Source organism: Mycolicibacterium xanthum (assembly GCF_019710635.1).
Classification (GTDB): Bacteria; Actinomycetota; Actinomycetes; order Mycobacteriales; family Mycobacteriaceae; genus Mycobacterium; species Mycobacterium xanthum.
On the sequence record NZ_JAIFZS010000013.1, the window covers coordinates 84,649 to 105,614 of the forward strand.

At 69.7% G+C, this 20,966-nt stretch carries 22 protein-coding genes; 15 read left to right on the top strand and 7 right to left on the bottom strand.

What is annotated here, in order from left to right; translation table 11 throughout:
- Window positions 1-12 precede the first annotated feature (12 nt).
- On the bottom strand, window positions 13-1,749 hold the full coding sequence (gene relZ / locus JDV09_RS08065) for a bifunctional ribonuclease/(p)ppGpp synthase (RefSeq protein ID WP_221368596.1): 1,737 nt from the start codon (window positions 1,747-1,749) through the stop codon (window positions 13-15).
- Between the two features lie 65 nt (window positions 1,750-1,814).
- On the opposite strand from relZ, the gene purB reads away from it, so the two are divergent.
- Entirely contained in the window at window positions 1,815-3,233 is a 1,419-nt protein-coding gene (gene purB / locus JDV09_RS08070; RefSeq protein ID WP_221368710.1) for an adenylosuccinate lyase, read from the top strand.
- Window positions 3,230-4,456 (top strand): cytochrome P450, encoded by a 1,227-nt coding sequence (locus JDV09_RS08075; RefSeq protein WP_221368597.1) that lies wholly within the window; start codon window positions 3,230-3,232, stop codon window positions 4,454-4,456. Before purB ends, JDV09_RS08075 begins: the two co-directional genes overlap by 4 nt.
- 49 nt (window positions 4,457-4,505) lie before the next feature.
- Here the strand turns inward: JDV09_RS08075 and JDV09_RS08080 are convergent, their stop codons facing one another.
- Entirely contained in the window at window positions 4,506-5,144 is a 639-nt protein-coding gene (locus JDV09_RS08080; protein ID WP_221368598.1) for a hypothetical protein, read from the bottom strand.
- A 52-nt stretch (window positions 5,145-5,196) separates the two neighbouring features.
- Between JDV09_RS08080 and JDV09_RS08085 the strand changes: the two genes are divergently transcribed.
- The 6 genes from JDV09_RS08085 to JDV09_RS08110 all read left to right on the top strand — a co-directional run bounded on the left by JDV09_RS08085 (window position 5,197) and on the right by JDV09_RS08110 (window position 11,734).
- Window positions 5,197-6,090, top strand: coding sequence for a phosphoribosylaminoimidazolesuccinocarboxamide synthase (locus JDV09_RS08085; RefSeq protein WP_221368599.1), 894 nt, complete (start codon window positions 5,197-5,199; stop codon window positions 6,088-6,090).
- A complete protein-coding gene (locus JDV09_RS08090) occupies window positions 6,087-8,237 on the top strand; it encodes a S9 family peptidase (RefSeq protein WP_221368600.1) in 2,151 nt (716 codons plus the stop codon). The genes JDV09_RS08085 and JDV09_RS08090 overlap by 4 nt, the downstream gene beginning before the upstream one ends.
- Entirely contained in the window at window positions 8,209-8,763 is a 555-nt protein-coding gene (locus JDV09_RS08095) for a TetR/AcrR family transcriptional regulator (protein WP_221368601.1), read from the top strand. Before JDV09_RS08090 ends, JDV09_RS08095 begins: the two co-directional genes overlap by 29 nt.
- A gap of 22 nt (window positions 8,764-8,785) precedes the next feature.
- Window positions 8,786-9,283 carry a glutathione peroxidase gene (locus JDV09_RS08100; protein ID WP_221368602.1) on the top strand — a complete coding sequence of 166 codons (498 nt, stop codon included), beginning with the start codon at window positions 8,786-8,788 and terminating at the stop codon, window positions 9,281-9,283.
- A gap of 80 nt (window positions 9,284-9,363) precedes the next feature.
- Complete coding sequence (locus tag JDV09_RS08105; protein WP_221368603.1) at window positions 9,364-10,068, top strand: DUF2334 domain-containing protein; 705 nt, start codon at window positions 9,364-9,366, stop codon at window positions 10,066-10,068.
- 25 nt (window positions 10,069-10,093) lie between these two features.
- Window positions 10,094-11,734, top strand: a complete 1,641-nt coding sequence (locus tag JDV09_RS08110) for an FAD-binding dehydrogenase (protein ID WP_221368604.1) — start codon at window positions 10,094-10,096, stop codon at window positions 11,732-11,734.
- Between the two features lie 11 nt (window positions 11,735-11,745).
- On the opposite strand, the gene JDV09_RS08115 is transcribed toward JDV09_RS08110, so the two are convergent.
- From JDV09_RS08115 to JDV09_RS08130, 4 genes are all read right to left on the bottom strand, one after another.
- Window positions 11,746-13,122 (bottom strand): RNA polymerase sigma factor, encoded by a 1,377-nt coding sequence (locus tag JDV09_RS08115; RefSeq protein ID WP_255605023.1) that lies wholly within the window; start codon window positions 13,120-13,122, stop codon window positions 11,746-11,748.
- A 126-nt stretch (window positions 13,123-13,248) separates the two neighbouring features.
- Complete coding sequence (locus JDV09_RS08120; RefSeq protein WP_221368605.1) at window positions 13,249-13,614, bottom strand: hypothetical protein; 366 nt, start codon at window positions 13,612-13,614, stop codon at window positions 13,249-13,251.
- A gap of 108 nt (window positions 13,615-13,722) precedes the next feature.
- Complete coding sequence (locus JDV09_RS08125; protein WP_221368606.1) at window positions 13,723-14,427, bottom strand: DUF4189 domain-containing protein; 705 nt, start codon at window positions 14,425-14,427, stop codon at window positions 13,723-13,725.
- 607 nt (window positions 14,428-15,034) lie between these two features.
- Window positions 15,035-15,688 carry an MBL fold metallo-hydrolase gene (locus tag JDV09_RS08130; RefSeq protein ID WP_221368607.1) on the bottom strand — a complete coding sequence of 218 codons (654 nt, stop codon included), beginning with the start codon at window positions 15,686-15,688 and terminating at the stop codon, window positions 15,035-15,037.
- Here JDV09_RS08130 and JDV09_RS08135 point away from each other — a divergent pair.
- The 3 genes from JDV09_RS08135 to purQ are packed head-to-tail and all read left to right on the top strand — an operon-like array spanning window position 15,665 to window position 17,352.
- Window positions 15,665-16,393 (top strand): ATPase, encoded by a 729-nt coding sequence (locus tag JDV09_RS08135; RefSeq protein ID WP_372452866.1) that lies wholly within the window; start codon window positions 15,665-15,667, stop codon window positions 16,391-16,393. The two genes, JDV09_RS08130 and JDV09_RS08135, sit on opposite strands and share 24 nt — an antisense overlap.
- A gap of 36 nt (window positions 16,394-16,429) precedes the next feature.
- Entirely contained in the window at window positions 16,430-16,681 is a 252-nt protein-coding gene (purS, locus tag JDV09_RS08140) for a phosphoribosylformylglycinamidine synthase subunit PurS (protein WP_221368609.1), read from the top strand.
- The gene (gene purQ, locus JDV09_RS08145) at window positions 16,678-17,352 is read left to right on the top strand and encodes a phosphoribosylformylglycinamidine synthase subunit PurQ (RefSeq protein WP_221368610.1); all 675 of its coding nucleotides are present in this window, start codon (window positions 16,678-16,680) and stop codon (window positions 17,350-17,352) included. The genes purS and purQ overlap by 4 nt, the downstream gene beginning before the upstream one ends.
- A 122-nt stretch (window positions 17,353-17,474) precedes the next feature.
- Here purQ and mftR read toward each other — a convergent pair whose 3' ends face one another.
- Window positions 17,475-18,068, bottom strand: coding sequence for a mycofactocin system transcriptional regulator MftR (gene mftR / locus JDV09_RS08150; RefSeq protein WP_221368611.1), 594 nt, complete (start codon window positions 18,066-18,068; stop codon window positions 17,475-17,477).
- A gap of 103 nt (window positions 18,069-18,171) precedes the next feature.
- Here mftR and mftA point away from each other — a divergent pair, with 103 nt between their 5' ends.
- Genes mftA through mftD form a run of 4 tightly spaced genes read left to right on the top strand, consistent with a single transcriptional unit; the run spans window position 18,172 to window position 20,962 of the window.
- Window positions 18,172-18,264 (top strand): mycofactocin precursor MftA, encoded by a 93-nt coding sequence (mftA, locus tag JDV09_RS08155; RefSeq protein WP_221368612.1) that lies wholly within the window; start codon window positions 18,172-18,174, stop codon window positions 18,262-18,264.
- Between the two features lie 2 nt (window positions 18,265-18,266).
- On the top strand, window positions 18,267-18,587 hold the full coding sequence (gene mftB / locus JDV09_RS08160) for a mycofactocin biosynthesis chaperone MftB (protein ID WP_221368613.1): 321 nt from the start codon (window positions 18,267-18,269) through the stop codon (window positions 18,585-18,587).
- Window positions 18,584-19,783 (top strand): mycofactocin radical SAM maturase, encoded by a 1,200-nt coding sequence (gene mftC, locus JDV09_RS08165; RefSeq protein ID WP_255605024.1) that lies wholly within the window; start codon window positions 18,584-18,586, stop codon window positions 19,781-19,783. Before mftB ends, mftC begins: the two co-directional genes overlap by 4 nt.
- 3 nt (window positions 19,784-19,786) lie before the next feature.
- Window positions 19,787-20,962, top strand: a complete 1,176-nt coding sequence (gene mftD / locus JDV09_RS08170; RefSeq protein ID WP_221368614.1) for a pre-mycofactocin synthase MftD — start codon at window positions 19,787-19,789, stop codon at window positions 20,960-20,962.
- Window positions 20,963-20,966 lie beyond the last annotated feature (4 nt).

Here is a 20,966-nt window from a genome sequence, read left to right on the forward strand (position 1 = left end):
GGCTTTCTCGAGTCATTCTGACCTTCCCGCGGGCCCGACGTTGGCGAGCCGGGCAAATCTGTTGTCCAGCAGCTTGGTTCGGTGAGCGTTTCCGTCGAGTTGGATGTAACGGTCACCGAACACCGCGAGCAGCACGTCGTCGAGCCTGCGTACCGCCCCCGCCGGGTACCGGTAGTCCATCGCGGCGTTGACCGCGTCGGTGTCGACACTGTTGAGCACTGACTCCACTCCGTCGACGGAGTCGATGTCCAGATCCAGCAGCAGACCGGCGATCCACGAGTAGTGGTCGGTACGTGACCAGCCGGCGTCGGGGAACCGGTTGCCCAGATAGGTCGCCAGCACCGGCGTGGGGATCCGGGGGTCGCTGGTGGGCCGTGGCATACGCTCCGACGGCGCGGCGGACCGCAGCCGGTCGCGGATCGCGGAGAACTCGCGGTCGGCCAGTTCGAGCAGGCCCGCGGCCAGCGTGAAGCGCCGGTCCAGGTCGGGGGCGTCCTCCTCGGGAATCGACCCCTTGTACCGGACGTCATGCTCGAACTCGGCCCACGCGTGTTGCAGGATCGTCCGCACCTGGACCGAGGCGGGCTGCTGTTCGCCCTCGACGGCCACCAGCAGGTGCCTGCTGGCGTAGCCCCACCGACCCTCGCTGGCGGTCTCGACGCCCATGTCGCGGTCGTCGAGCAGGCGCATCTCTTCGCCGAGGAGGTTGGCGACCGCATCGACGTCGTCGCGCAGGTAGGTGATCACCCGCAGCCCGATCTGGTCGGTGATCTCGGAGAGCGGATCGGTGTAGAGCCGGTTTCCGTCAACATGGCGGTCGGCCTTCGCGGCGAACGATGTGACCGACTTCGTGCGGGCGGTGATGCTGAGGAAGTTGATGCCCGCGTCGTCGAGCAACCGGGTCACCGCCGACCGATAGCGTTCGGTCGACTCCGCGAGCTGTGGCCGGCGCTCGGCATAGGTCGCGATGGCATCGTGTACCGCGCCCGGGGTCGCCTCCGGCGGGGCCGGCTCGAGATCGGCGGGCAGCGTCGGCGTCACGATGCACCCGGTCGTCGCGTCACCGTAGTACGTCACGTCGTCGGGCCGGCGCACGCTGTACATCGCGACGTAGGCGCACATGACCGCGTCCACCGGATCTTCGACGCGGCGCAGATCGCTCTTGCGCTCGGCGCCGGCGGCCGTCGCGCGCAGCGCGGCCCAGTCGGCGCAGTCGGCGACCCGCAGCGCGGGTTCGGCGGAGGCCAGCCCCTCGATGTACTCGATCAGCCGAAGCAGTTCGGTGCGCAACCCGGCGATGCTGCGGCCCGGCTTGGCCTTGTATTTCAGGGTGCGCCCCAACCGGAACAACGCGACGGTCGCCGCGTGCGGGTACACCTCCAGCGCGCGCCGCGCCGCCGTGGAGTGCGGGTCGATGTCGAGGTCCAGCGCATCTGCCAGCCGCCCGGCCCTGGTGCCGTCGGCGAACTCGGGCTTGCCGGTGTTCGCGGGATGCGCGCCGGCCTGGAACCGGGCGAAGTCGGCGTTGAGCGCCCGCTCGGCGGGCCGCTGACCGGTCGGGTTGGTCACGACGATGGGCGCGTCGAAGCCCACCACGCAGTCACCTTCGACATAGCGTGCCAGCGCGGTGCGGATGCTCGTGTCGTCGGTGGCCGCAGCAGCGGTGATGAGCCTGCCGGCATCGTCGACGATCGCGATGCCGGTGGGCTTGCGCTGGCCCCACGCGAGGTCCAGACCGACGAAGTACATGGGCCTACTGTGCCGCATCGCGGCGCCACGCCGGCCCGATAGGCTGTGTGTTCGTGAGCATCCCCGTGCCTATCCCGAATGTGCTGGCCGATCGCTACGCCAGCGAGGAGATGGTGGCGATCTGGTCGCCGCGGGCCAAGATCGTCGCCGAGCGCCGGCTGTGGCTGGCCGTGCTGCGTGCCCAGGCCGAGCTCGGCGTCCCGGTCTCCGACGGGGTGCTGGCCGACTACGAACGGGTGCTCGAGAACGTCGACCTCGCATCGATCGCCGACCGCGAGCGGGTGCTGCGCCACGACGTCAAGGCGCGCATCGAGGAGTTCAACGCGCTGGCCGGACACGAGCACGTGCACAAGGGCATGACCAGCCGGGACCTCACCGAGAACGTCGAGCAGATGCAGATCCGGCGGTCGCTGGAACTGGTGCACGCCCACGGTGTGGCCGTGGTGGCGCGGCTGGCCGAGCGCGCCGCGCTCTACCGCGATCTGGTGATGGCGGGCCGCAGCCACAACGTCGCCGCTCAGGCCACCACGCTGGGGAAGCGCTTCGCGTCGGCGGCCCAGGAGATGCTGGTGGCGCTGCAGCGGGTCGGCGAGCTGATCGAGCGGTTCCCGCTGCGCGGCATCAAGGGCCCGATGGGCACCGCCCAGGACATGCTGGACCTGTTCGACGGCGACACGTCGCGGCTGGCCGAACTGGAGACCCGGGTCGCGCAGTTTCTCGGCTTCACCGACATCCTCACCAGCGTCGGGCAGGTCTACCCGCGGTCGCTGGACCACGACGTGGTGTCGGCGCTGGTGCAGCTCGGTGCGGGGCCGTCGTCGCTGGCCCACACCATCCGGCTGATGGCCGGGCACGAACTGGTCACCGAGGGTTTCGCGCCCGGGCAGGTGGGATCCTCGGCGATGCCGCACAAGATGAACACCCGCAGCTGCGAGCGGGTCAACGGCCTGCAGGTCGTCCTGCGCGGCTACGGGTCGATGGCCGCCGAACTCGCGGGCGCGCAGTGGAACGAGGGCGACGTGTTCTGTTCGGTGGTGCGCCGCGTCGCGCTGCCGGACGCGTTCTTCGCGCTCGACGGGCAGACCGAGACGTTCCTGACGGTGCTCGACGAGTTCGGCGCCTACCCCGCGGTGATCCAGCGTGAACTGGACCGCTACCTGCCGTTCCTGGCCACCACGCGGATCCTGATCGCCGCGGTACGCGCCGGCGTCGGACGCGAGACCGCCCACGAGGTCATCAAGGAACATGCCGTCGCGGTGGCGCTTAACATGCGCGAGCGGGGGGCCGAACCCGACCTGCTGGACCGGCTGGCCGCCGACCCACGGCTGCCGCTGGACCGCGTCGCGCTGGAGGACGCGCTGGCCGACAAGCAGGCGTTCATCGGCGCGGCCGGCGATCAGGTCGACCGGGTGGTCGCCGCCGTCGACGACCTGGTGGGCCGATATCCCGAAGCGGCGAAGTACACCTCGGGCGCCATTCTGTGACCGTGGCGGCGGAGCTGGCTCGGATCGACTACACCGATCTGGACAACTTCGCCGACGGGTTCCCCCACCATCTGTTCGCGCTGCATCGCGAACTGGCGCCGGTCTTCTGGCATCCGCCCACCGAGAACACCCCCGACGGCGAGGGCTTCTGGTCGGTGGCCACCCACGCGGAAACCCTTGCGGTGTTGCGGGATCCGCAGACGTACTCGTCGGTGACCGGCGGGGACAGGCCGTTCGGCGGCACCCTGTTGCAGGACCTGCCGATCGCGGGCCAGTTGCTCAACATGATGGACGATCCGCGCCACGCCGCGGTGCGCCGGCTGGTCAGCTCGGGCCTGACCCCGCGGATGATCGGGCGGGTGGAGGACGACCTGCGTGCCCGGGCCGGCCGGCTGCTCGACGACGTGACGCCTGCCGAGCCATTCGACTTCCTCGTCGACGTGGCCGCCGAGGTGCCCATGCAGATGATCTGCATCCTGCTGGGAGTGCCCGAGTCCGAACGGCATTGGTTGTTCGAGGCGATCGAGCCGAGCTTCGACTTCGGCGGCTCCCGCAAGGCCTCCATCACCCGGATGTCCGTCGAGGAGGCGGGGTCGCGGATGTTCGCCTACGGCCAGGAGCTGATCGCGGCCAAGCGGGCACAGCCCAGCGACGACATGCTCTCGGTCGTCGTCAACTCCGACGATCCCGAGCTGTCCGACATCGAGAGCTATCTGTTCTTCAACCTGCTGTTCAGCGCGGGCGCCGAGACCACCCGCAACGCGATCGCCGGTGGGCTGCTGGCGCTGGCCGAACACCCGCAGGCCTATCAGGCGTTGCGGGCCGATCCGTCGCTGCTGCCCACCGCCATCGAGGAGATGATCCGGTGGACCTCGCCGTCACCGTCGAAACGGCGCACCGTGACCCGGACCGCGACACTGGGCGGGCACACCGTCGAACCCGGCCAGAAAGTGCTGGTGTGGGAGGGTTCGGCCAACCGCGACGGTGCGGTGTTCGACGACCCCGACCGGTTCGACGTCGGGCGTAAGCCCAACCCGCACTTGGGCTTCGGTCAGGGCGTGCACTACTGCCTCGGCGCCAACCTGGCCCGGCTGGAGCTGCGCGTGCTGTTCGGCGAACTGCTGGGCCGGTACGCCTCGGTGCGGCCGGCCGGGCCGGTGGAGTGGACCCGCAGCAACCGGCACACCGGAATCCGCCACCTGGTCGTCGCGCTCGAACCCTAGGTGATTTGGGTGTGGAACGTCATGCGGAGCGTGACGAACTACACCCAAATCACGGGTGGTTGACCCGCCACACGCCCTTGGCGCGGATACCCGCCGCCCGCAACTCCAGCGCAGCGAGCCCGCGGATGGCCACCGGGTCCTGGTAGCGCCACGCGCCGGCCGGGTCGCTGCTGACCGCGGCGAGTTTGGGCAGCGGCCGGTTGGCCAGCGCCCGCAGCGCCAGCAGCTGCTCGCCGGCCACCGTCGAGGCCAGCGTGACGACGGTCCACTTGCGCCTGGCGAACCGCACCCGCAGGAACAGCCACGGCATCAGCAGCGCCAGCACCGGGGGCGCGGCCACCGCCAGGGCCAGCACCCAGGCCAGCCAGCCCGCCGTCACCCCCAGCGACTGCCCGGCGTCGGCGATCTCGCGCGCGGCACTGCCCGCGGAGTCGAGCGGACCGGCCAGCGAGGTGCCGATCAACGGGACCCCTTCCGCACTGTCACCTGCCGAATCCAGGCCGCCGGCGATACCGGCGGCACCGCCCTGGACCTGGTAGCCGAAGTCGGCGATCACCGACACCGCCGAGTGCACCGCCATGCCGACGAACACCCAGATCGTCGTCCAGGTGATCACCACGACGTCGCTGATCAACTGCCACACCAGCCGCGCGGGCGTCGTGGCGTAGGGAACCCACTGCGTTTTCATGGGATCGATCACAACACACGGGCGTGCCCGGGCCGACCGTTAGGCTGACCCGATGCGTCCCGCTCTGTCCGACTACCAGCATCTGGCCAGCGGTAAGGTTCGCGAGCTCTACCGCATCGACGACGGGCATCTGCTGTTCGTCGCCACGGACCGGATCTCGGCCTACGACTACATCCTGGACTCCGAGATCCCGGACAAGGGCCGGATCCTCACGGCGATGAGCGTGTTCTTCTTCGACCTGGTGGAGGCGCCCAACCACCTGGCCGGTCCGCCCGACGACGAGCGCATCCCCGAGGAGGTGCTGGGCCGCGCGCTGGTGGTCGAGCAGCTGGAGATGCTGCCGGTGGAGGCGGTGGCCCGCGGCTACCTCACCGGTTCCGGGTTGATCGACTACCAGAAGACCGGCAAGGTGTGCGGGATCGCGCTGCCGCCGGGGCTGGTCGAGGCCAGCAGGTTCGCCGAACCGCTGTTCACTCCCGCGAGCAAGGCCGAGTTCGGGTTGCACGACGAGAACATCACCTACAGCGACGTGATCGGGCTGGTCGGGGCGGTGCGGGCCGACCAGCTGTGCCGGCTGACCATGCAGACCTACATCCAGGGGGCCGACCACGCGCTGAAGAAGGGCATCATCGTCGCCGACACCAAGTTCGAGTTCGGCGTCGACGCCCACGGGCGGCTCAAGCTGGCCGACGAGGTGTTCACCCCGGACTCGTCGCGGTACTGGAGCGCTGCGGACTACCGCGAGGGTGTCGTGCAGAACAGTTTCGACAAACAGTTCGTGCGCAATTGGCTGACCAGCCCGGCCTCCGGGTGGGACCGGCACGGCGACCGCCCGCCACCACCGCTGCCCGCCGACATCGTCGAGGCCACCAGGGCGCGCTATATCGAGGCATACGAACGCATTTCGGGTCTTCGTTTCGACGACTGGATCGGGGGTACGGTGTGAAGCCGCCGGTGGCCAAGCGGGTCGACACCCGCCGCGAACATCATGGCGACGTGTTCGACGACCCCTATGAGTGGCTGCGGGACAAGTCCAGCCAGGAGGTCGTCGACTATCTCGAGGCGGAGAACGATTTCACCGACCACGTGACGGCAGACCTTGCGCCGCTGCGGCAGAAGATCTTCGACGAGATCAAGGCCAGGACCAAGGAGACCGACCTCTCGGTGCCGACCCGCCGGGGCGAGTGGTGGTACTACGGCCGCAGTTTCCAGGGCAAGCAGTACGGGGTCCAATGCCGTTGTCCGGTGACAGATCCCGATGACTGGAATCCCCCGGAGCTCAGCGAGGACGCCGAGATCCCGGGCGAGCAGATCCTGCTCGACGAGAACGTCGAGGCGGAGGGGCACAGCTTCTTCGCGCTGGGCGCGGCCACGGTCAGCGTGGACGGCAACATCCTGGCCTACTCCGTCGACGTCAAGGGCGACGAGCGGTACACGTTGCGGTTCAAGGACCTGCGCACCGGCCAGGCCTACCCGGATGAGATCATCGGCATCGGCGCCGGGGCCACCTGGGGCGCCGACAACCGCACCCTGTACTACGTGACCGTCGACGACGCCTGGCGGCCGGACACCGTGTGGCGGCACCGGCTGGCCTCGGGATTGCCCGCCGAGCGGGTGTATCACGAACCCGACGAACGGTTCTGGGTGGCCGTCGGCCGCACCCGGAGCAACAAGTACGTCGTCATCGCCGCGGGGAGCGCGGTCACCTCGGAGCTGCTCTACGGTGACGCGACCGACCCGCGGGCGCAGTTCGCCACGATCTGGCCGCGCCGCGAATCCGTCGAATACTCCGTCGACCACGCCGTGGTGGCCGGCGAGGACCGCTTCCTCATCCTGCACAACGACGGAGCCGAGAACTTCACCCTCGTCGAGGCGCCGGTCAGTGATCCGGCCGCGTGCCGCACGCTGATCGAGCACCGCCACGACGTTCGGCTGGACTCCGTCGACGCGTTCGCCGATCAGCTGGTGGTGAGCTATCGGCGGGAGGCGTTGCCGCGCATCCAGCTGTGGCCGCTCGATGACACCGGATACGCTGAGCCGCAGGACATCACGTTCGAATCCGAACTGATGTCGGTCGGCCTGTCGGCGAACCCGAACTGGAGCGCGCCGAAGCTGCGCATCGGTGCGACCTCGTTCGTCACCCCGGTGCGGATCTACGACCTCGACCTGGCCAGTGGCGACCGCACGCTGCTGCGCGAACAGCCGGTGCTGGGCGACTACCGGCCGCACGATTACGTCGAGAGGCGCGACTGGGCGGTGGCGCCCGACGGTGCGCGTATCCCGATATCGATCGTGCACCGGGTGGGCCTGCAGCACCCGGCTCCGGTGCTGATGTACGGCTACGGCGCCTACGAATCCTGTGAGGATCCCCGGTTCTCCATCGCCCGGCTCTCACTGCTCGACCGCGGCATGGTGTTCGCCGTCGCGCACGTGCGGGGCGGCGGCGAGCTCGGCCGGCCGTGGTACGAGCACGGCAAGCTCCTGGAGAAGCGCAACACCTTCACCGACTTCATCACGGTGGCAGCGCATCTGGTCGGGACCGATGTCACAAGGCCGGAGAACATGGTGGCCTACGGGGGCAGCGCGGGCGGGCTGCTGATGGGCGCGGTGGCCAACATGGCCCCCGACCTGTTCGCCGGGATCCTGGCCACGGTGCCGTTCGTCGACCCGCTCACCACGATCCTGGATCCGTCGCTGCCGCTGACGGTCACCGAGTGGGACGAGTGGGGCAACCCGCTGGAGGACCCGGACGTCTACCACTACATGAAGTCCTACTCCCCGTACGAGAACGTCGAGACCAGGAACTACCCGTCGATCCTGGCGATGACGTCGCTCAACGACACCAGGGTCTACTACGTGGAACCGGCGAAATGGGTTGCCGCGCTGCGGCACGCGCAGATCGATCCGGCCGCCGAGGGCGCCAAGGTGCTGCTCAAGACCGAGATGAACGCCGGCCACGGCGGGATCAGCGGCCGCTACGAACGCTGGAAGGAAGCGGCGTTCCAATACGCGTGGCTGCTCGACGTGGCCCTCGAGTCGAAGCCGGCCGCAGGCGGTGCGAGCGATGGTTCGGGACACCTACCACCACGGTGACCTGAAGGCCGTCATCCTGGATCGGGCGGCGGCCCTGGTGGCGGAGCGTGGCGCCGATGGGGTCTCGCTGCGTGAACTTGCGCGCGCCGCGGGTGTTTCGCACGCCGCGCCCGCGCACCACTTCGTCGACCGGCGCGGGCTGTTCACTGCGCTGGCGGCGCAGGGCTGGCGGATGCTGGCCGCCGCGCTGGCCGCGGCCCGCCCCGAATTCGGCGACGCCGCACTGGCGTATGTGAGTTTCGCAGTGCAGAACCCCGGCCACTACGCGGTGATGTTCGACCGTTCCCTGGTCGACCCCGGCAACGCCGAACTCGTCGCCGCCCGGGAGGCCGCGGGGGCCGAGCTGGCGGCCGGTGTCGGCACGCTGGACGACCGCCGGGCCGCCGAGGACCCCGAGGCCGCCGGGCTGGCCGCGTGGGCGTTGGTGCACGGGTTCGCGATGTTGTGGCTCAACGGCGCCATCGACACCGACGGGGATCCGGTCGCGACCGCGCAGCGGGTGGCCCGCATGCTGTTCGGCACGTGAGGCGCGGGTACCGTCGACGGTCATGACCGACAGCGCGCTGACCGACATCCCGCTCACCACCCTCGACGGCAGGCCGACCACGCTGGCCGAGTTGGCCGACGGCGCCGCGCTGGTGGTCAATGTCGCCTCCAAATGCGGGCTGACGCCCCAGTACGCCGCCCTCGAGCAGCTGGCCGAGGACTACGCGGACCGCGGCCTGACCGTGATCGGCGTGCCGTGCAACCAGTTCATGGGGCAGGAACCCGGTTCCCCGCAGGAGATCGCGACGTTCTGCTCGACGACCTACGGCGTGACGTTCCCGCTGCTGGCGAAGACCGACGTGAACGGCGCGGACCGGCATCCGCTCTACGCAGAGCTGACCAGGGCCGCCGACGACGCCGGTGAGGCCGGCGACGTGCAGTGGAACTTCGAGAAGTTCCTGCTCGCCGCCGACGGGACGGTGGTCAGGCGGTTCCGGCCCCGGACCGCTCCGGACGCCCCCGAGGTGATCTCGGCCATCGACGCCGTCGTGGGTCGGTAGCACAGTCGATAGCGCGATGGTCACCTGGGGTTTGCCGTGTCGTCCACCGGCAGGACACCTCGCGTTGCGACACTGCGGGTGTGGCAGGACAACTGATCGTCTCGATCTCCGGTGTCAGTGACCGCACGATCGGCGACGTCGCGGACTTTCGTGCCCGGCTCGACGAGCGTGGGGTGCCCGCGTCGTTTCTCGTCGCACCCCGGATCAAGGGCGGCTACCGACTCGACCGCGACCGGGACACCGTCGGCTGGCTGGTCGATCGGCGCGCCGCCGGCGACGCGATCGTGTTGCACGGCTACGACGAGGCCGCGACCAAGCAGCGCCGCGGGGAGTTCGCCAGCCTGCCCGCCCACGAGGCCAACCTGCGGCTGATGGCCGCCGACCGGGTCCTCGAGCACCTCGGTCTGCGCACCCGGCTGTTCGCCGCGCCCGGCTGGAATGTCTCGCCGGGAGCGTTGACGGCGTTGCCGCGCAATGGTTTCCGTCTGGTCGCAGGGTTGTCCGGCATCACCGACCTGGTGCGCGGGCAGACCGTTCGGGCCCGGGTGCTCGGCATCGGGGAGGGCTTCCTCACCGAGCCGTGGTGGTGCCGCACACTGGTGCTCTCGGCCGAGCGCAGTGCCCGCCGGGAGGGCGTCGTCCGGGTCGCCGTGGCCGCGCGGCACCTGCGCCGTTCGGGTCCCCGGCAGGCCATGCTCGACGCCGTCGACCTCGCGCTGCTGCACTCGTGCGTGCCGACCGTTTACACCTGGTTGCCCCGACCTGCGCTGACCGACGCCGCGTAAGGCCCCCACTCGCTAGATTGGCGCCATGGCTGATGATGCTGACGTCATCGTGGTGGGAGCCGGGCTGGCCGGGCTGGTGGCGGCCTGCGAGCTGATCGAGCGGGGCCGGCGCGTTGTGGTGGTGGATCAGGAGAACGAGGCCAACATCGGTGGCCAGGCGTTCTGGTCCTTCGGCGGGCTGTTCTTCGTCGACAGCCCCGAGCAGCGACGGCTGGGTATCCGGGACAGTCACGAGCTGGCCCTGCAGGACTGGCTCGGCACCGCCGGTTTCGACCGTCCCGAGGACCACTGGCCGCGCCAGTGGGCACACGCCTACGTCGACTTCGCGGCGGGGGAGAAACGGCGCTGGCTGCGCGACCGCGGCCTGCAGACGTTCGCCCTGGTGGCGTGGGCCGAACGCGGCGGCTACGACGCCCGCGGCCACGGCAACTCGGTACCCCGGTTCCACATCACCTGGGGAACGGGTCCGGCACTGGTCGACATCTTCGCGCGCCGGCTGACCGGCGACCGGGTCCGGTTCGCCCACCGCCGCCGCGTCGACGAGCTGATCGTCGAGGACGGGGCGGTGGTCGGGGTGCGCGGCGCGGTGCTGGAGCCGTCCGCGGCGGCGCGTGGGGTGGCGTCGTCGCGGCAGACCGTCGGTGACTTCGAGTTCCGCGCCCAGGCGGTCATCGTCGCCAGCGGCGGCATCGGCGGCAACCACGAGCTGGTCCGCAAGAACTGGCCGGCCCGGATGGGCCGGGTGCCCGAACAGCTGCTCTGCGGCGTGCCCGCGCACGTGGACGGCCGGATGCTCGGCATCTCCGAGGCCGCCGGCGCCAGCGTCATCAACGGCGACCGGATGTGGCACTACACCGAGGGCATCACCAACTACGACCCGATCTGGCCGCTGCACGGCATCCGGATCCTGCCCGGTCCGTCGTCGCTGTGGCTGGACGCCACCGGCAAGCGATTGCCGGCCCCGCTGTATCCCGGCTTCGACACGCTGGGCACGCTGCAGTACATCGCCGAGACCGGCCACGACTACACCTGGTTCGTGCTCAACGAGCGGATCGTCGCCAAGGAGTTCGGCCTGTCCGGCCAGGAGCAGAACCCGGACCTGACCAACCGCAGCGTGCGGGCGCTGCTGGAACGCGCCAGGTCCGGCCCCGCACCCGTGCGGGCGTTCGTCGACAAGGGCGTCGACTTCGTCACCGCGGACAGCCTGCGCGAGCTGGTGACGGCGATGAACGCGGTGCCCGGCGTCGTCCCGGTCGACTTCGACGTCGTCGAGGCGGAGGTGACCGCCCGGGACCGTGAGGTGGCGAACCGTTTCACCAAGGACAGCCAGATCACCGCGATCCGGGCGGCCCGCGGCTATCTGGCCGACCGGGTCAGCCGGGTCGTCGCGCCACACCGGCTCACCGATCCGAAGGCGGGGCCGATGATCGCGGTCAAGCTGCACATTCTGACCCGGAAGTCGTTGGGCGGCTTGGAAACCGATCTCGACTCACGGGTGCTGCACGGTGACGGGACGGTGCTTCCGGGGCTGTACGCCGCCGGTGAGGCCGCCGGGTTCGGTGGTGGTGGGGTGCACGGATACCGCTCGCTGGAGGGCACCTTCCTGGGCGGTTGCGTGTTCTCCGGCCGGGCTGCCGGGCGCGCGTCCGCCCGGGCGGTGGGTTAGCGACCAGGAGGCTAGTAGAAGTCCCGAGTCGTCGTGACGATGGTCAGTGTCGGTAGCTGACGCGGGGTTCTGACGACGGTGGTGCCGGGTTCGCCGGTGGTACCGCTGTCGGGCGGGGTGGTGGGCGGCCGCAGTGGGGTCACCTCCTCGGTCACCGGGCTGCTCGGCCGCGATGTCGAGGACGGTGGCCGCGAGGTCACCATCGTGGTGGTCGGGGTGGGCGGGGTCGTCGTCGCCGCCGGTGCCGACGGGGCGTGGGTGGTCGCCGTGGACGGCGGCGGCGTCGGATTCGGGGGAGGCGGAGCCGGCGCTGGTTGGCGCGCCGCCGAAGGGGTTGTGGTCGAGGCGGTCGAAGGGAGTGTGTCCGCCGGCGACGGTCCGCCGATGAGCGGCGGCGGTCCGCCGATGAGCGGGAGAGTCGACGTGGAGGCGGGTCGGGTGCTGGTGACATTGACCGGTTCGACCGGCACGTGCCCGTCGGGCCGGTGGCCGATCGTCACCACGAGTGCGGCGACGATCGCCGCGACGCCGACCAGGCCCGCCAGCAGCCGCAGATGCCCGGCAGCCCGGTCGGCGCCCGCGTTCTGCGGGCTCGGGGGCAGCACGACCCGCTGGAGGGTGCGCTCGCGCAGTTCCGCCGGGGCGGGGACGAACACGGGCGCGCCGCCGAGGAGCGCGACGGGATTGACCAGTCGGCGGCGTTCCCGATCACACGTGGTGCAGGACTCGATGTGGCGGGATACACGCTTGCGGATCAGCATGGTGAAGCGGCCGTCCCACCCGCTCAGGATTGCCGCGAGTTCGGGGCAGCGGTCCGGGTTTTCGCTCAGCCTTCGGGATACCAGCAGGGCACCCAACGAGCGCTCGACCGTGGTGCGCATTCGCTGGGTCATCTTCTTGGCGCTGGCGGCGCTGACCCCGAGAGCTTCGGCCAGCTCGGGTCCGTCCAGGCCGTGGCGATAGGTCAGCTCGAGCACGGACTGGTCGCGGTCGGACAGGCCGCCTGCGGCCTGCGCGACGAGATTGGCCAATTCGCTACGCGCCGCAAGGGTTTCCGGACCGGGCCGGTCGGACGCTACGTCCGGCATGTCCTCGGTCGCCCGCTCGCGATCACGCTTGCGGATCACGCGCAACGCCTCGTTGCGCGCGACTGCGTAGAGCCAGGGCCGCAACTTGTCGGGCTCGCGAAGCTCCGGCAGGTGCACCGCGGCCGTGCAGTAGGCCTCGTGAACACAATCGGCGGCGGAGTCGCGGTCGCACAGCATGCCGACGCAGAAGTCGAACAGCCGGTCCGCATAACGGTCGTAGATCATGGCGAATGCGGAGCGGTCGCCTGCGATCGAGGCGGCCACCAGTTCGGCGTCGCTGGCGATACCCCAGTCCGGCATCATGGCAGCCTCTCGGGCCGACACGTCGTGGATGGCAGATCGAGCGTAACGCTGTCCCCGATGCCGCGGGCGGCATCGGGGACAGCCGGTCGACTTCGCGGGGCATGTGCGGCCGCGGTCATCTCGTCAGCGTTGAACGGGTGCCGCCACCGACAAGGTCGGCATGGTCGGCGGCACCGAAGCCGGTGGCAGACCCTGGTGAAGCTCGGCGTGGTCTTCCCAGCCGTCATTGCAGCTGGTCTCCAGCCAGCGTCCGTCGACGTAGGTGTCCACGCAGTTCACGCCGGTGTTGTCGGTGAACCCGCAGTAGGACACGCGGTGACTGCCGTGCGTTCCGCTGCTGTAGACGCCGCCGTTGGCGTCCTTGCATTCGGCCTCGATCTGCTTTTCGCTCAGGCGCGGTGTGGCGTTGGCGGCCGGCGCGGTGATCAGCACGGCCGCCACCGCAACCGCTGTGGCGCCGACGATCGATCCGAGATGGGTGTGTCGCATGATGCTCTCCTCGAGAATGGGGTGACCCCCGGTGGGTCACCGCTGTGGGTAGGAGTTCGGTCCCCGCCCTTCGGGGACACTTTTCGCAGCCGCGCGCGATGGCGTCGCTCAGAAGAACGTCGTCGCCAACGTGCGGGTCCCGTTGTCGCAGTTGATCATCACGTTCCAGTTCCGGAACTCGGGAACGGCCGGAACGATCTCGAGGTCATGGCTGGAGCCGGCCGGCAACGCGAAGCTGCGCCGGTAGTCATCGGTCGTGTAGGTGCATTGCGCCGCGACGCCGCTGCGATCGGTGATGTGTGCGTTCAGCCCTCCCACGATCAGATCCCAGGACACCGTCGGGCCCGGCTTGGGAGGGGTGGAGATACCCGGAGGTGCCGTCTGCGGAGTCGTGCAGCCGGCCACGACGACGCGCGCACCCTGCTGGCTCTGTAGGGCGCCGAGCGCGCGCGTTTCGGCGGTCGGCCGGTCCGGGTCGCTACCGCCGGCCGCCTCCCCGAGGTCGTTCGCCGCGGCCGCCGCACACCCGTCCTTGGCGATCGCCTCGAGTACGCAGTGGTTTCCGCCGTTGTTCTGGCAGGCCTGCAGCGCCCGACTTTTCGCCTGCTGTTCGTCGGTTCCGACCGACTGGCCACCGGCGAAACGCACGGGGATCTGACTGTTGGTCTGGCCGACAGCCACCGCGACGTAGAGGTCGGAGGTGGCCTCGGCGGTGGCCGTGGCGCCGAACAGGCCGGTGGCTGCCGCGGCCACCGCGATCGTGGCGCCGGTCGTGCGGCGGATCCGCCGTCTGCGGGTGCTGGTGTGGTTCATGACTGTCTCCTTCGCATCGGGTGCAACCCAACCGGGTCCTGCACCTGCTGGGAGCCGCGTGCTGCATCTCGGGGGACAGGTTTTCGAAAACCGTGTCCCCCGTGCCGGTAGCCGGAGTTCGTGAGGTCAGCGGGTCCGGGCGGGGTCGCCAGGCCGGAGAGGAGAACCTGTGATGCTGCCTACCAGTCGGAAACAGCGAAGCCCATGTCGAGGTCGCGTGCGCGGCGGTGGTGTGTCGTCGCTGCCGCGTGGGGCGTGGTCGCCCTCGGTGCCGGCGTGCTCAACCCGGCTTTCGCCGTCGCCGAATCGGACGAGTGGCTCGCGTCCTGTGCGCAGTGGTACGCGGACACCGCCGGCCTGGATCCGGCCGACCCGGACGCGCCGTGGAGAGTGTGCTGCGACAAGGCGGGCGGACCGTGGGACGACGCGAAGACCGCCAGTGCGGCATGCGAAATGTCGACTACCCCAACCGGTGCGGGTGAGCTGGGGCCGGCGAGGCTGCCGTCCGGCACGGTCCCGACGTTGACGTTCCACCGTCCGATGCCATCGTGGGGTCGGGGGCACCCGCGCGGCGAACCGGCTACCGGTTGGCGACGTCTGCTCGGCGTCAGAAGTCGGTGCCGCTCTCGGGCCGCAGGACCTGGAAGTCGGTGTCGGTCATCTCGGTGAGCCGGCCGTAGAAGATCGGGCGGGCGATCGGGTCGATGATCGCCTGGTGGATCGGCACCGCATGGGTGGGCGCCACCGCGCGGAGGTAGTCCACCGCCTCGGAGATCTTCATCCACGGTGCCGCTGCGGGCGTGGCCAGCACCTCGACCGGCTCGCCGGGGACGAACAGCGCATCGCCGGGATGCATCAGCCGGGCCGCATGCTCATCGTCGCCGATCAGGTACGAGATGTTGTCGACGACGGGTATCTCCGGGTGGATCACCGCGTGCCTGCCGCCCACCCCGCGCACCGTCAGGTGCCCGATGGACAGTTGGTCACCGACCTGAACCGCCTGCCACGGGCCGCCGAGCTCGGCCGCGGTCTGTGGGTCGGCGTACAGCGCGGCCTGCGGGTTCGCCTCGACGAGCGCGGGCAGGCGTGCCCGGTCGGCGTGGTCGGCGTGCTGATGGGTGATCAGGATCGCCGCCAGCCCGGTGATGCCCTCGAACCCGTGGGAGAAATTGCCCGGGTCGAACAACACCGTGGTGTCCTGCCCCGATCCATCACGGAAACTCGCCAGCAGGCAGGAATGGCCGAAATGTGTCAGCTGCATGCTTCTATTGTGGCGGGCGGGGGAAGGGCGGGGCGGGTGTACGTGCGATTGATCGTGACGCTGCTGATCGTGCTGGGCGGGGTGGTGCTCGTCCCGGACGCCGCGCGGGCGGCCCCCGGCGTGTGTCCGCCGGCCTGCGACGTCATCCCGGACTCGGCGTGGATCGACGCCGGCTCCGTTCCGCTGTTCGGCGAGTACCGGTGGCCGGGGCTGGCCTCGGCGGCGGTCACCGCGCCGGCCCCCAGGTTCGAGTTCGAGTCATGGTGCGCCGGCCCCGACGTCACCGACGATGCCCGCGACTACGCCGTCGCCGCCCGGGCCGTGGTCCGTCACCCGGACGGCCAATGGAACCTGCTCGCGCAGGTGATGCACTGGCGCGGCGACACCGTGACCGGTGGCCGCACCGCGCTGCAGGTCCTCGAGCTGGCCCGGATCGCGCTGGCCCGCTGTCAGCTCACCGCCCCCGACGCGTCACCCTCGATCACCACCAGCACCGCCACCGACCTGGTGGCCGTGATCAGCGAATCCGGCGACCGCGTCATGCACACCTACCTGCTCGCCGACCCGGCCAGCAGCACCGTCGTCGAGCTGACGCTGTGGACGACACTGCCCGCACAGGTGGACTGGCGCGCGGAGGCCGACACGGTGGTGCTGGACGCGATGGCCCTCCCGCTGTGCGCCACCTACCTGGGCTCGTGCCGGTGAAGCGGTGCCGGTCTCGCCGCAGGTAGAGTGATCGCCGTGGCAAAAGTGGTGGTACACGTCATGCCGAAGACCGAGATCCTCGACCCCCAGGGGCAGGCGATCGTCGGCGCGCTGGGCCGTCTCGGCTTCGACGGCGTCTCGGATGTCCGGCAGGGCAAGCGATTCGAGCTCGAGGTCGACGACGCGATCGACGACGAGAAGCTCGCCGAGATCGCCGAATCCCTGCTGGCCAACACCGTGATCGAGGACTGGACGGTCAGCCGGGAATCCCCGGAGACCCCGGCGTGAGCGCCCGCGTCGGCATCATCACCTTTCCCGGCACCCTCGACGACGTCGATGCCGCCCGCGCGGTACGACTGTCCGGCGCCGAGCCGGTCAGCCTGTGGCATGCCGACGCCGACCTCAAGGGCGTCGACGCGGTCGTCGTCCCCGGTGGCTTCTCCTACGGTGACTACCTGCGCTGCGGGGCGATCGCCCGGTTCGCGCCGGTGATGGGCGAGGTGGTCGCCGCCGCGGGTCGGGGCATGCCGGTGCTGGGAATCTGCAACGGCTTTCAGGTGCTCTGCGAGGCCGGTCTGCTGCCCGGCGCGCTGACCCGCAACGCCGGGCTGCACTTCGTCTGCCGCGACGTCTGGCTCGAGGTCGCCTCCGACGCCACGGCGTGGACGTCGCGTTACGACCGGGGCGCCGACCTGCTGGTGCCGCTGAAGTCCGGTGAGGGCCGCTACGTCGCGAGCCGGGACGTGCTCGACGAACTCGAGGGCGAGGGTCGGGTCGCCTTCCGGTACCGCGACAACCCCAACGGGTCGATGCGCGACATCGCCGGCATCAGCTCGGCCAACGGCCGGGTGGTCGGCCTGATGCCGCACCCCGAACACGCCACCGAGCCGTTGACCGGCCCGTCGGACGACGGCCTGGGCATGTTCTACTCCGCGCTGGACGCGATTCTGGTGTCCTGACTGCCCGCTCGCGGGAACGGTGACGTTCGAGTGGATGCCGTGCCGGCGTCACGAGCGCGCGCAAAGTGCCGGATTCCCGCGGCGTGTCGCGTGCAGGCACGCCCGCTCGCAGGAAAGACGGGTCAGCGCTGCAGGCTGGACAGGCCGCCGTCGAGGGTGTCGAAGGCAGCCTCCAGCGCGGCGTGCAGTGACACCGACTCGTCGGCCAGCCAGTGTTCGTAGGCTGCCAGCGCCACGCCCAGCATGGTCCAGGCCACCGTCTGGGCGACCAGATCGCGGGACGAGCCGCCCAGCCGGCTCGCCACGAAGGTGGCCACCACGCCGCGCCAGCCCGCATACATGGTCATCGAATACGCTTGCAGCGTCTCGGTTTCCAGGATCAGCCGCATGCGCTCGCGATGCCGGTCGGTGTCGTCGAACTCGTTGAAGGCCAGCAGCGCGGTGCGCAGCGCGTCGCGGATGGGCACGGTCGGGTCGAGGTCGGCGAGCAGCGTGCGCATGTGCTCGAGGTGTGCGTCGAAGTCGCCCCACGGCAGGGCGTTCTTGGACGGGTAGTAGCGAAACAGCGTCCGGCGAGCGATGCCCGCCGCCGCCGCCACGTCGTCGACGCTGACGTCGTCGAAGCCCTGGGCCATGAACAGGTCGATCGCGACGTCGCTGATGTGCTCGAAGCTCGTCGATCGGCGGCGGCCCACGCGCGCCTTTTCAGCGTGCATCGTCATCCACCCTTCCATTTAGGCACCCGATGCCATATTCTTGCGACCTGGATCACAAATGTCGAGCCCCCCCGGGGGAGCGCGGACGAGAAAGGCGACACCGATGGATCAGAATCAGCACAACGAGACCGAAGAGCTGGTCACCGAGAGCCTGGTGGAGGAAGTCTCGATCGACGGGATGTGCGGGGTCTACTGAGCGTGGGCGCGCCGACGACGAACCACGCCCGGGACGCTGTCTTCGACCCCGACCGGCGCTGGCGGCTGCACCCGCAGGTGGCGGTCCGCCCGGAACCCTTCGGTGCGCTGCTGTACCACTTCGGGACGCGCAAGCTGTCGTTCCTGAAGAACCGGACGATCGTCGAGGTGATCAACTCGCTGGATGATCACCCCGACGCTCGATCCGCCTGCCGCGCAGCCGGAATCGACGACGCGGATCAGGCACCATACCTTCACGCGCTGGGCGTGCTCGTCGCGTCGGCGATGCTCGTTGCAGGCGAAGACCCGGGAGGGGATCGATGACAGTGACCGCACCGGTGCCACGGCTGGTCGACCAGTTCGAACAGGGCCTGGACGCACCGATCTGCCTGACCTGGGAACTGACCTACGCGTGCAACCTGTCGTGTGTGCACTGCCTGTCGTCGTCGGGCAAGCGCGATCCCCGCGAGCTGTCCACCCAGCAGTGCAAGGACATCATCGACGAGCTGGAACGCATGCAGGTGTTCTACGTCAACATCGGCGGCGGTGAGCCCACCGTGCGCTCCGACTTCTGGGAACTCGTGGATTACGCCACGGCCCACCACGTCGGGGTGAAGTTCTCCACCAACGGGGTGCGCATCACCCCCGGGGTCGCGGCCAAGCTGGCCGCCAGCGATTACGTCGACGTCCAGATCTCGCTGGACGGGGCGACCGCGGAGGTCAACGACGCGGTGCGCGGCCCCGGTTCGTTCGCGATGGCCACGCGGGCGCTGCAGAACCTGCGCGATGCGGGTTTCTCCGACGCGAAGATCTCGGTGGTGGTCACCCGGCACAACGTCGATCAGCTCGACGATTTCAAGGAGCTCGCCGACCGGTACGGTGCCACCCTGCGCATCACCCGGCTGCGGCCCTCCGGGCGTGGAGCCGACGTCTGGGACGAGTTGCACCCCACCCCGGCTCAGCAGGTGCAGCTCTACGACTGGCTGGTCGCCCATGGCGAGCGCGTGCTCACCGGCGACTCGTTCTTCCACCTGTCGGGTCTCGGCGCGCCGGGCGCGCTGGCCGGGCTCAACCTGTGCGGTGCGGGCCGGGTGGTCTGCCTGATCGACCCCGTCGGTGACGTCTACGCCTGCCCGTTCGCCATCCACGACAAGTTCCTCGCCGGAAACGTGTTGTCGGAGAACGGCTCCGGCACCGAATTCCAGAACGTCTGGCAGAACTCGACGTTGTTCCGCGAGCTGCGCGAGCCGCAGTCGGCGGGGGCGTGCGGGAGCTGCGGCCACTACGACAGCTGCCGCGGCGGCTGCATGGCGGCGAAGTTCTTCACCGGACTGCCGCTCGACGGACCCGACCCGGAGTGTGTGCAGGGCTACGGCGAGCCGGCGCTCGCGCGCGACCGGGACAAGCCGAAGTCCGGCGTGGACCACTCCCGCACCGGTGGACGCAAGGCGTCAGGTCCTATTCCGCTCACGCTGCTGAGCGCTCCGCCCAAAAAATTCTGCAACGAGAGCCCGGTGTAGACCATGGCACGCGACACCTGGTTCGAGACCGTCGCCATCGCCCAGCAGCGGGCGAAGAAACGACTCCCCAAGTCGGTGTACTCCTCGCTGATCTCGGCCAGCGAGAAGGGTGTCACCGTCTCCGACAACGTCGAGTCGTTCGCCGAGCTCGGGTTCGCGCCGCATGTGGTCGGCGCCACCGACAAGCGCGAGATGTCGACAACGGTCATGGGGCAAGACATTTCGCTTCCCGTCATCATCTCCCCGACCGGTGTGCAGGCGGTCGACCCGGACGGTGAGGTCGCGGTGGCCCGGGCGGCGGCGGCCAGAGGCACGGCGATGGGGCTGTCGTCGTTCGCCAGCAAGCCGATGGAAGAGGTCGTGGCCGTCAACGACAAGATCTTCTTCCAGATCTACTGGCTGGGCAGCCGCGAGGAGATCGCCGAACGCGTGCAGCGCGCCCGGGAGGCCGGAGCCGTCGGGATGATCGCCACCACCGACTGGAGCTTCTCGCACGGTCGCGACTGGGGCAGCCCCACGATCCCCGAGCAGATGAATCTATCGACGATGCTGCGGATGTCTCCGGAGGTGATCACCAAGCCGCGCTGGCTGTGGAGCTTCGGCAAGCACCTGCGTCCGCCTGACCTGCGGGTACCCAACCAGGGCAGGCGCGGCGAGGCCGGTCCCACGTTCTTCGAGGCCTACGGGCAGTGGATGGGCACGCCGCCGCCGACCTGGGCGGACATCGCGTGGCTGCGCGAGCAGTGGGGCGGCCCGTTTCTGCTCAAGGGCATGGTGCGCGTCGATGACGCCAAACGCGCTGTGGATGCCGGTGTTTCGGCGATCACCGTGTCCAACCACGGTGGCAACAACCTGGACGGCACGCCGGCGGCGATCCGCTGCCTTCCGGCCATCGCCGACGCGGTCGGCGACCAGGTGGAGGTTTTGCTGGACGGCGGGATCCGGCGGGGCAGCGACGTGGTGAAGGCGGTTGCTCTGGGGGCTCGCGCGGTGATGATCGGCCGGGCCTACCTGTGGGGTCTGGCCGCCAACGGGCAGGCCGGTGTGGAGAACGTGTTGGACATCCTGCGGGGTGGCATCGACTCGGCTCTGATGGGTCTCGGCAAATCCTCGATCCATGAGCTCACCCGCGAGGACATCCTGATCCCCGATGGCTTCACCCGCACCCTGGGGGCCTGATACG

Coding starts and splice junctions, on each gene's coding strand:
- relZ (WP_221368596.1), bottom strand. CDS start 1,749: ATGTACTTCGTCGGTCTGGACCTCGCGTGGGGCCAGCGCAAGCCCACC.
- JDV09_RS08080 (WP_221368598.1), bottom strand. CDS start 5,144: ATGAAAACGCAGTGGGTTCCCTACGCCACGACGCCCGCGCGGCTGGTG.
- JDV09_RS08085 (WP_221368599.1), top strand. CDS start 5,197: ATGCGTCCCGCTCTGTCCGACTACCAGCATCTGGCCAGCGGTAAGGTT.
- JDV09_RS08095 (WP_221368601.1), top strand. CDS start 8,209: ATGGTTCGGGACACCTACCACCACGGTGACCTGAAGGCCGTCATCCTG.
- JDV09_RS08100 (WP_221368602.1), top strand. CDS start 8,786: ATGACCGACAGCGCGCTGACCGACATCCCGCTCACCACCCTCGACGGC.
- JDV09_RS08110 (WP_221368604.1), top strand. CDS start 10,094: ATGGCTGATGATGCTGACGTCATCGTGGTGGGAGCCGGGCTGGCCGGG.
- JDV09_RS08115 (WP_255605023.1), bottom strand. CDS start 13,122: ATGCCGGACTGGGGTATCGCCAGCGACGCCGAACTGGTGGCCGCCTCG.
- JDV09_RS08120 (WP_221368605.1), bottom strand. CDS start 13,614: ATGCGACACACCCATCTCGGATCGATCGTCGGCGCCACAGCGGTTGCG.
- JDV09_RS08125 (WP_221368606.1), bottom strand. CDS start 14,427: ATGAACCACACCAGCACCCGCAGACGGCGGATCCGCCGCACGACCGGC.
- JDV09_RS08135 (WP_372452866.1), top strand. CDS start 15,665: ATGGCCGAAATGTGTCAGCTGCATGCTTCTATTGTGGCGGGCGGGGGA.
- JDV09_RS08130 (WP_221368607.1), bottom strand. CDS start 15,688: ATGCAGCTGACACATTTCGGCCATTCCTGCCTGCTGGCGAGTTTCCGT.
- mftR (WP_221368611.1), bottom strand. CDS start 18,068: ATGCACGCTGAAAAGGCGCGCGTGGGCCGCCGCCGATCGACGAGCTTC.
- mftA (WP_221368612.1), top strand. CDS start 18,172: ATGGATCAGAATCAGCACAACGAGACCGAAGAGCTGGTCACCGAGAGC.
- mftC (WP_255605024.1), top strand. CDS start 18,584: ATGACAGTGACCGCACCGGTGCCACGGCTGGTCGACCAGTTCGAACAG.
- mftD (WP_221368614.1), top strand. CDS start 19,787: ATGGCACGCGACACCTGGTTCGAGACCGTCGCCATCGCCCAGCAGCGG.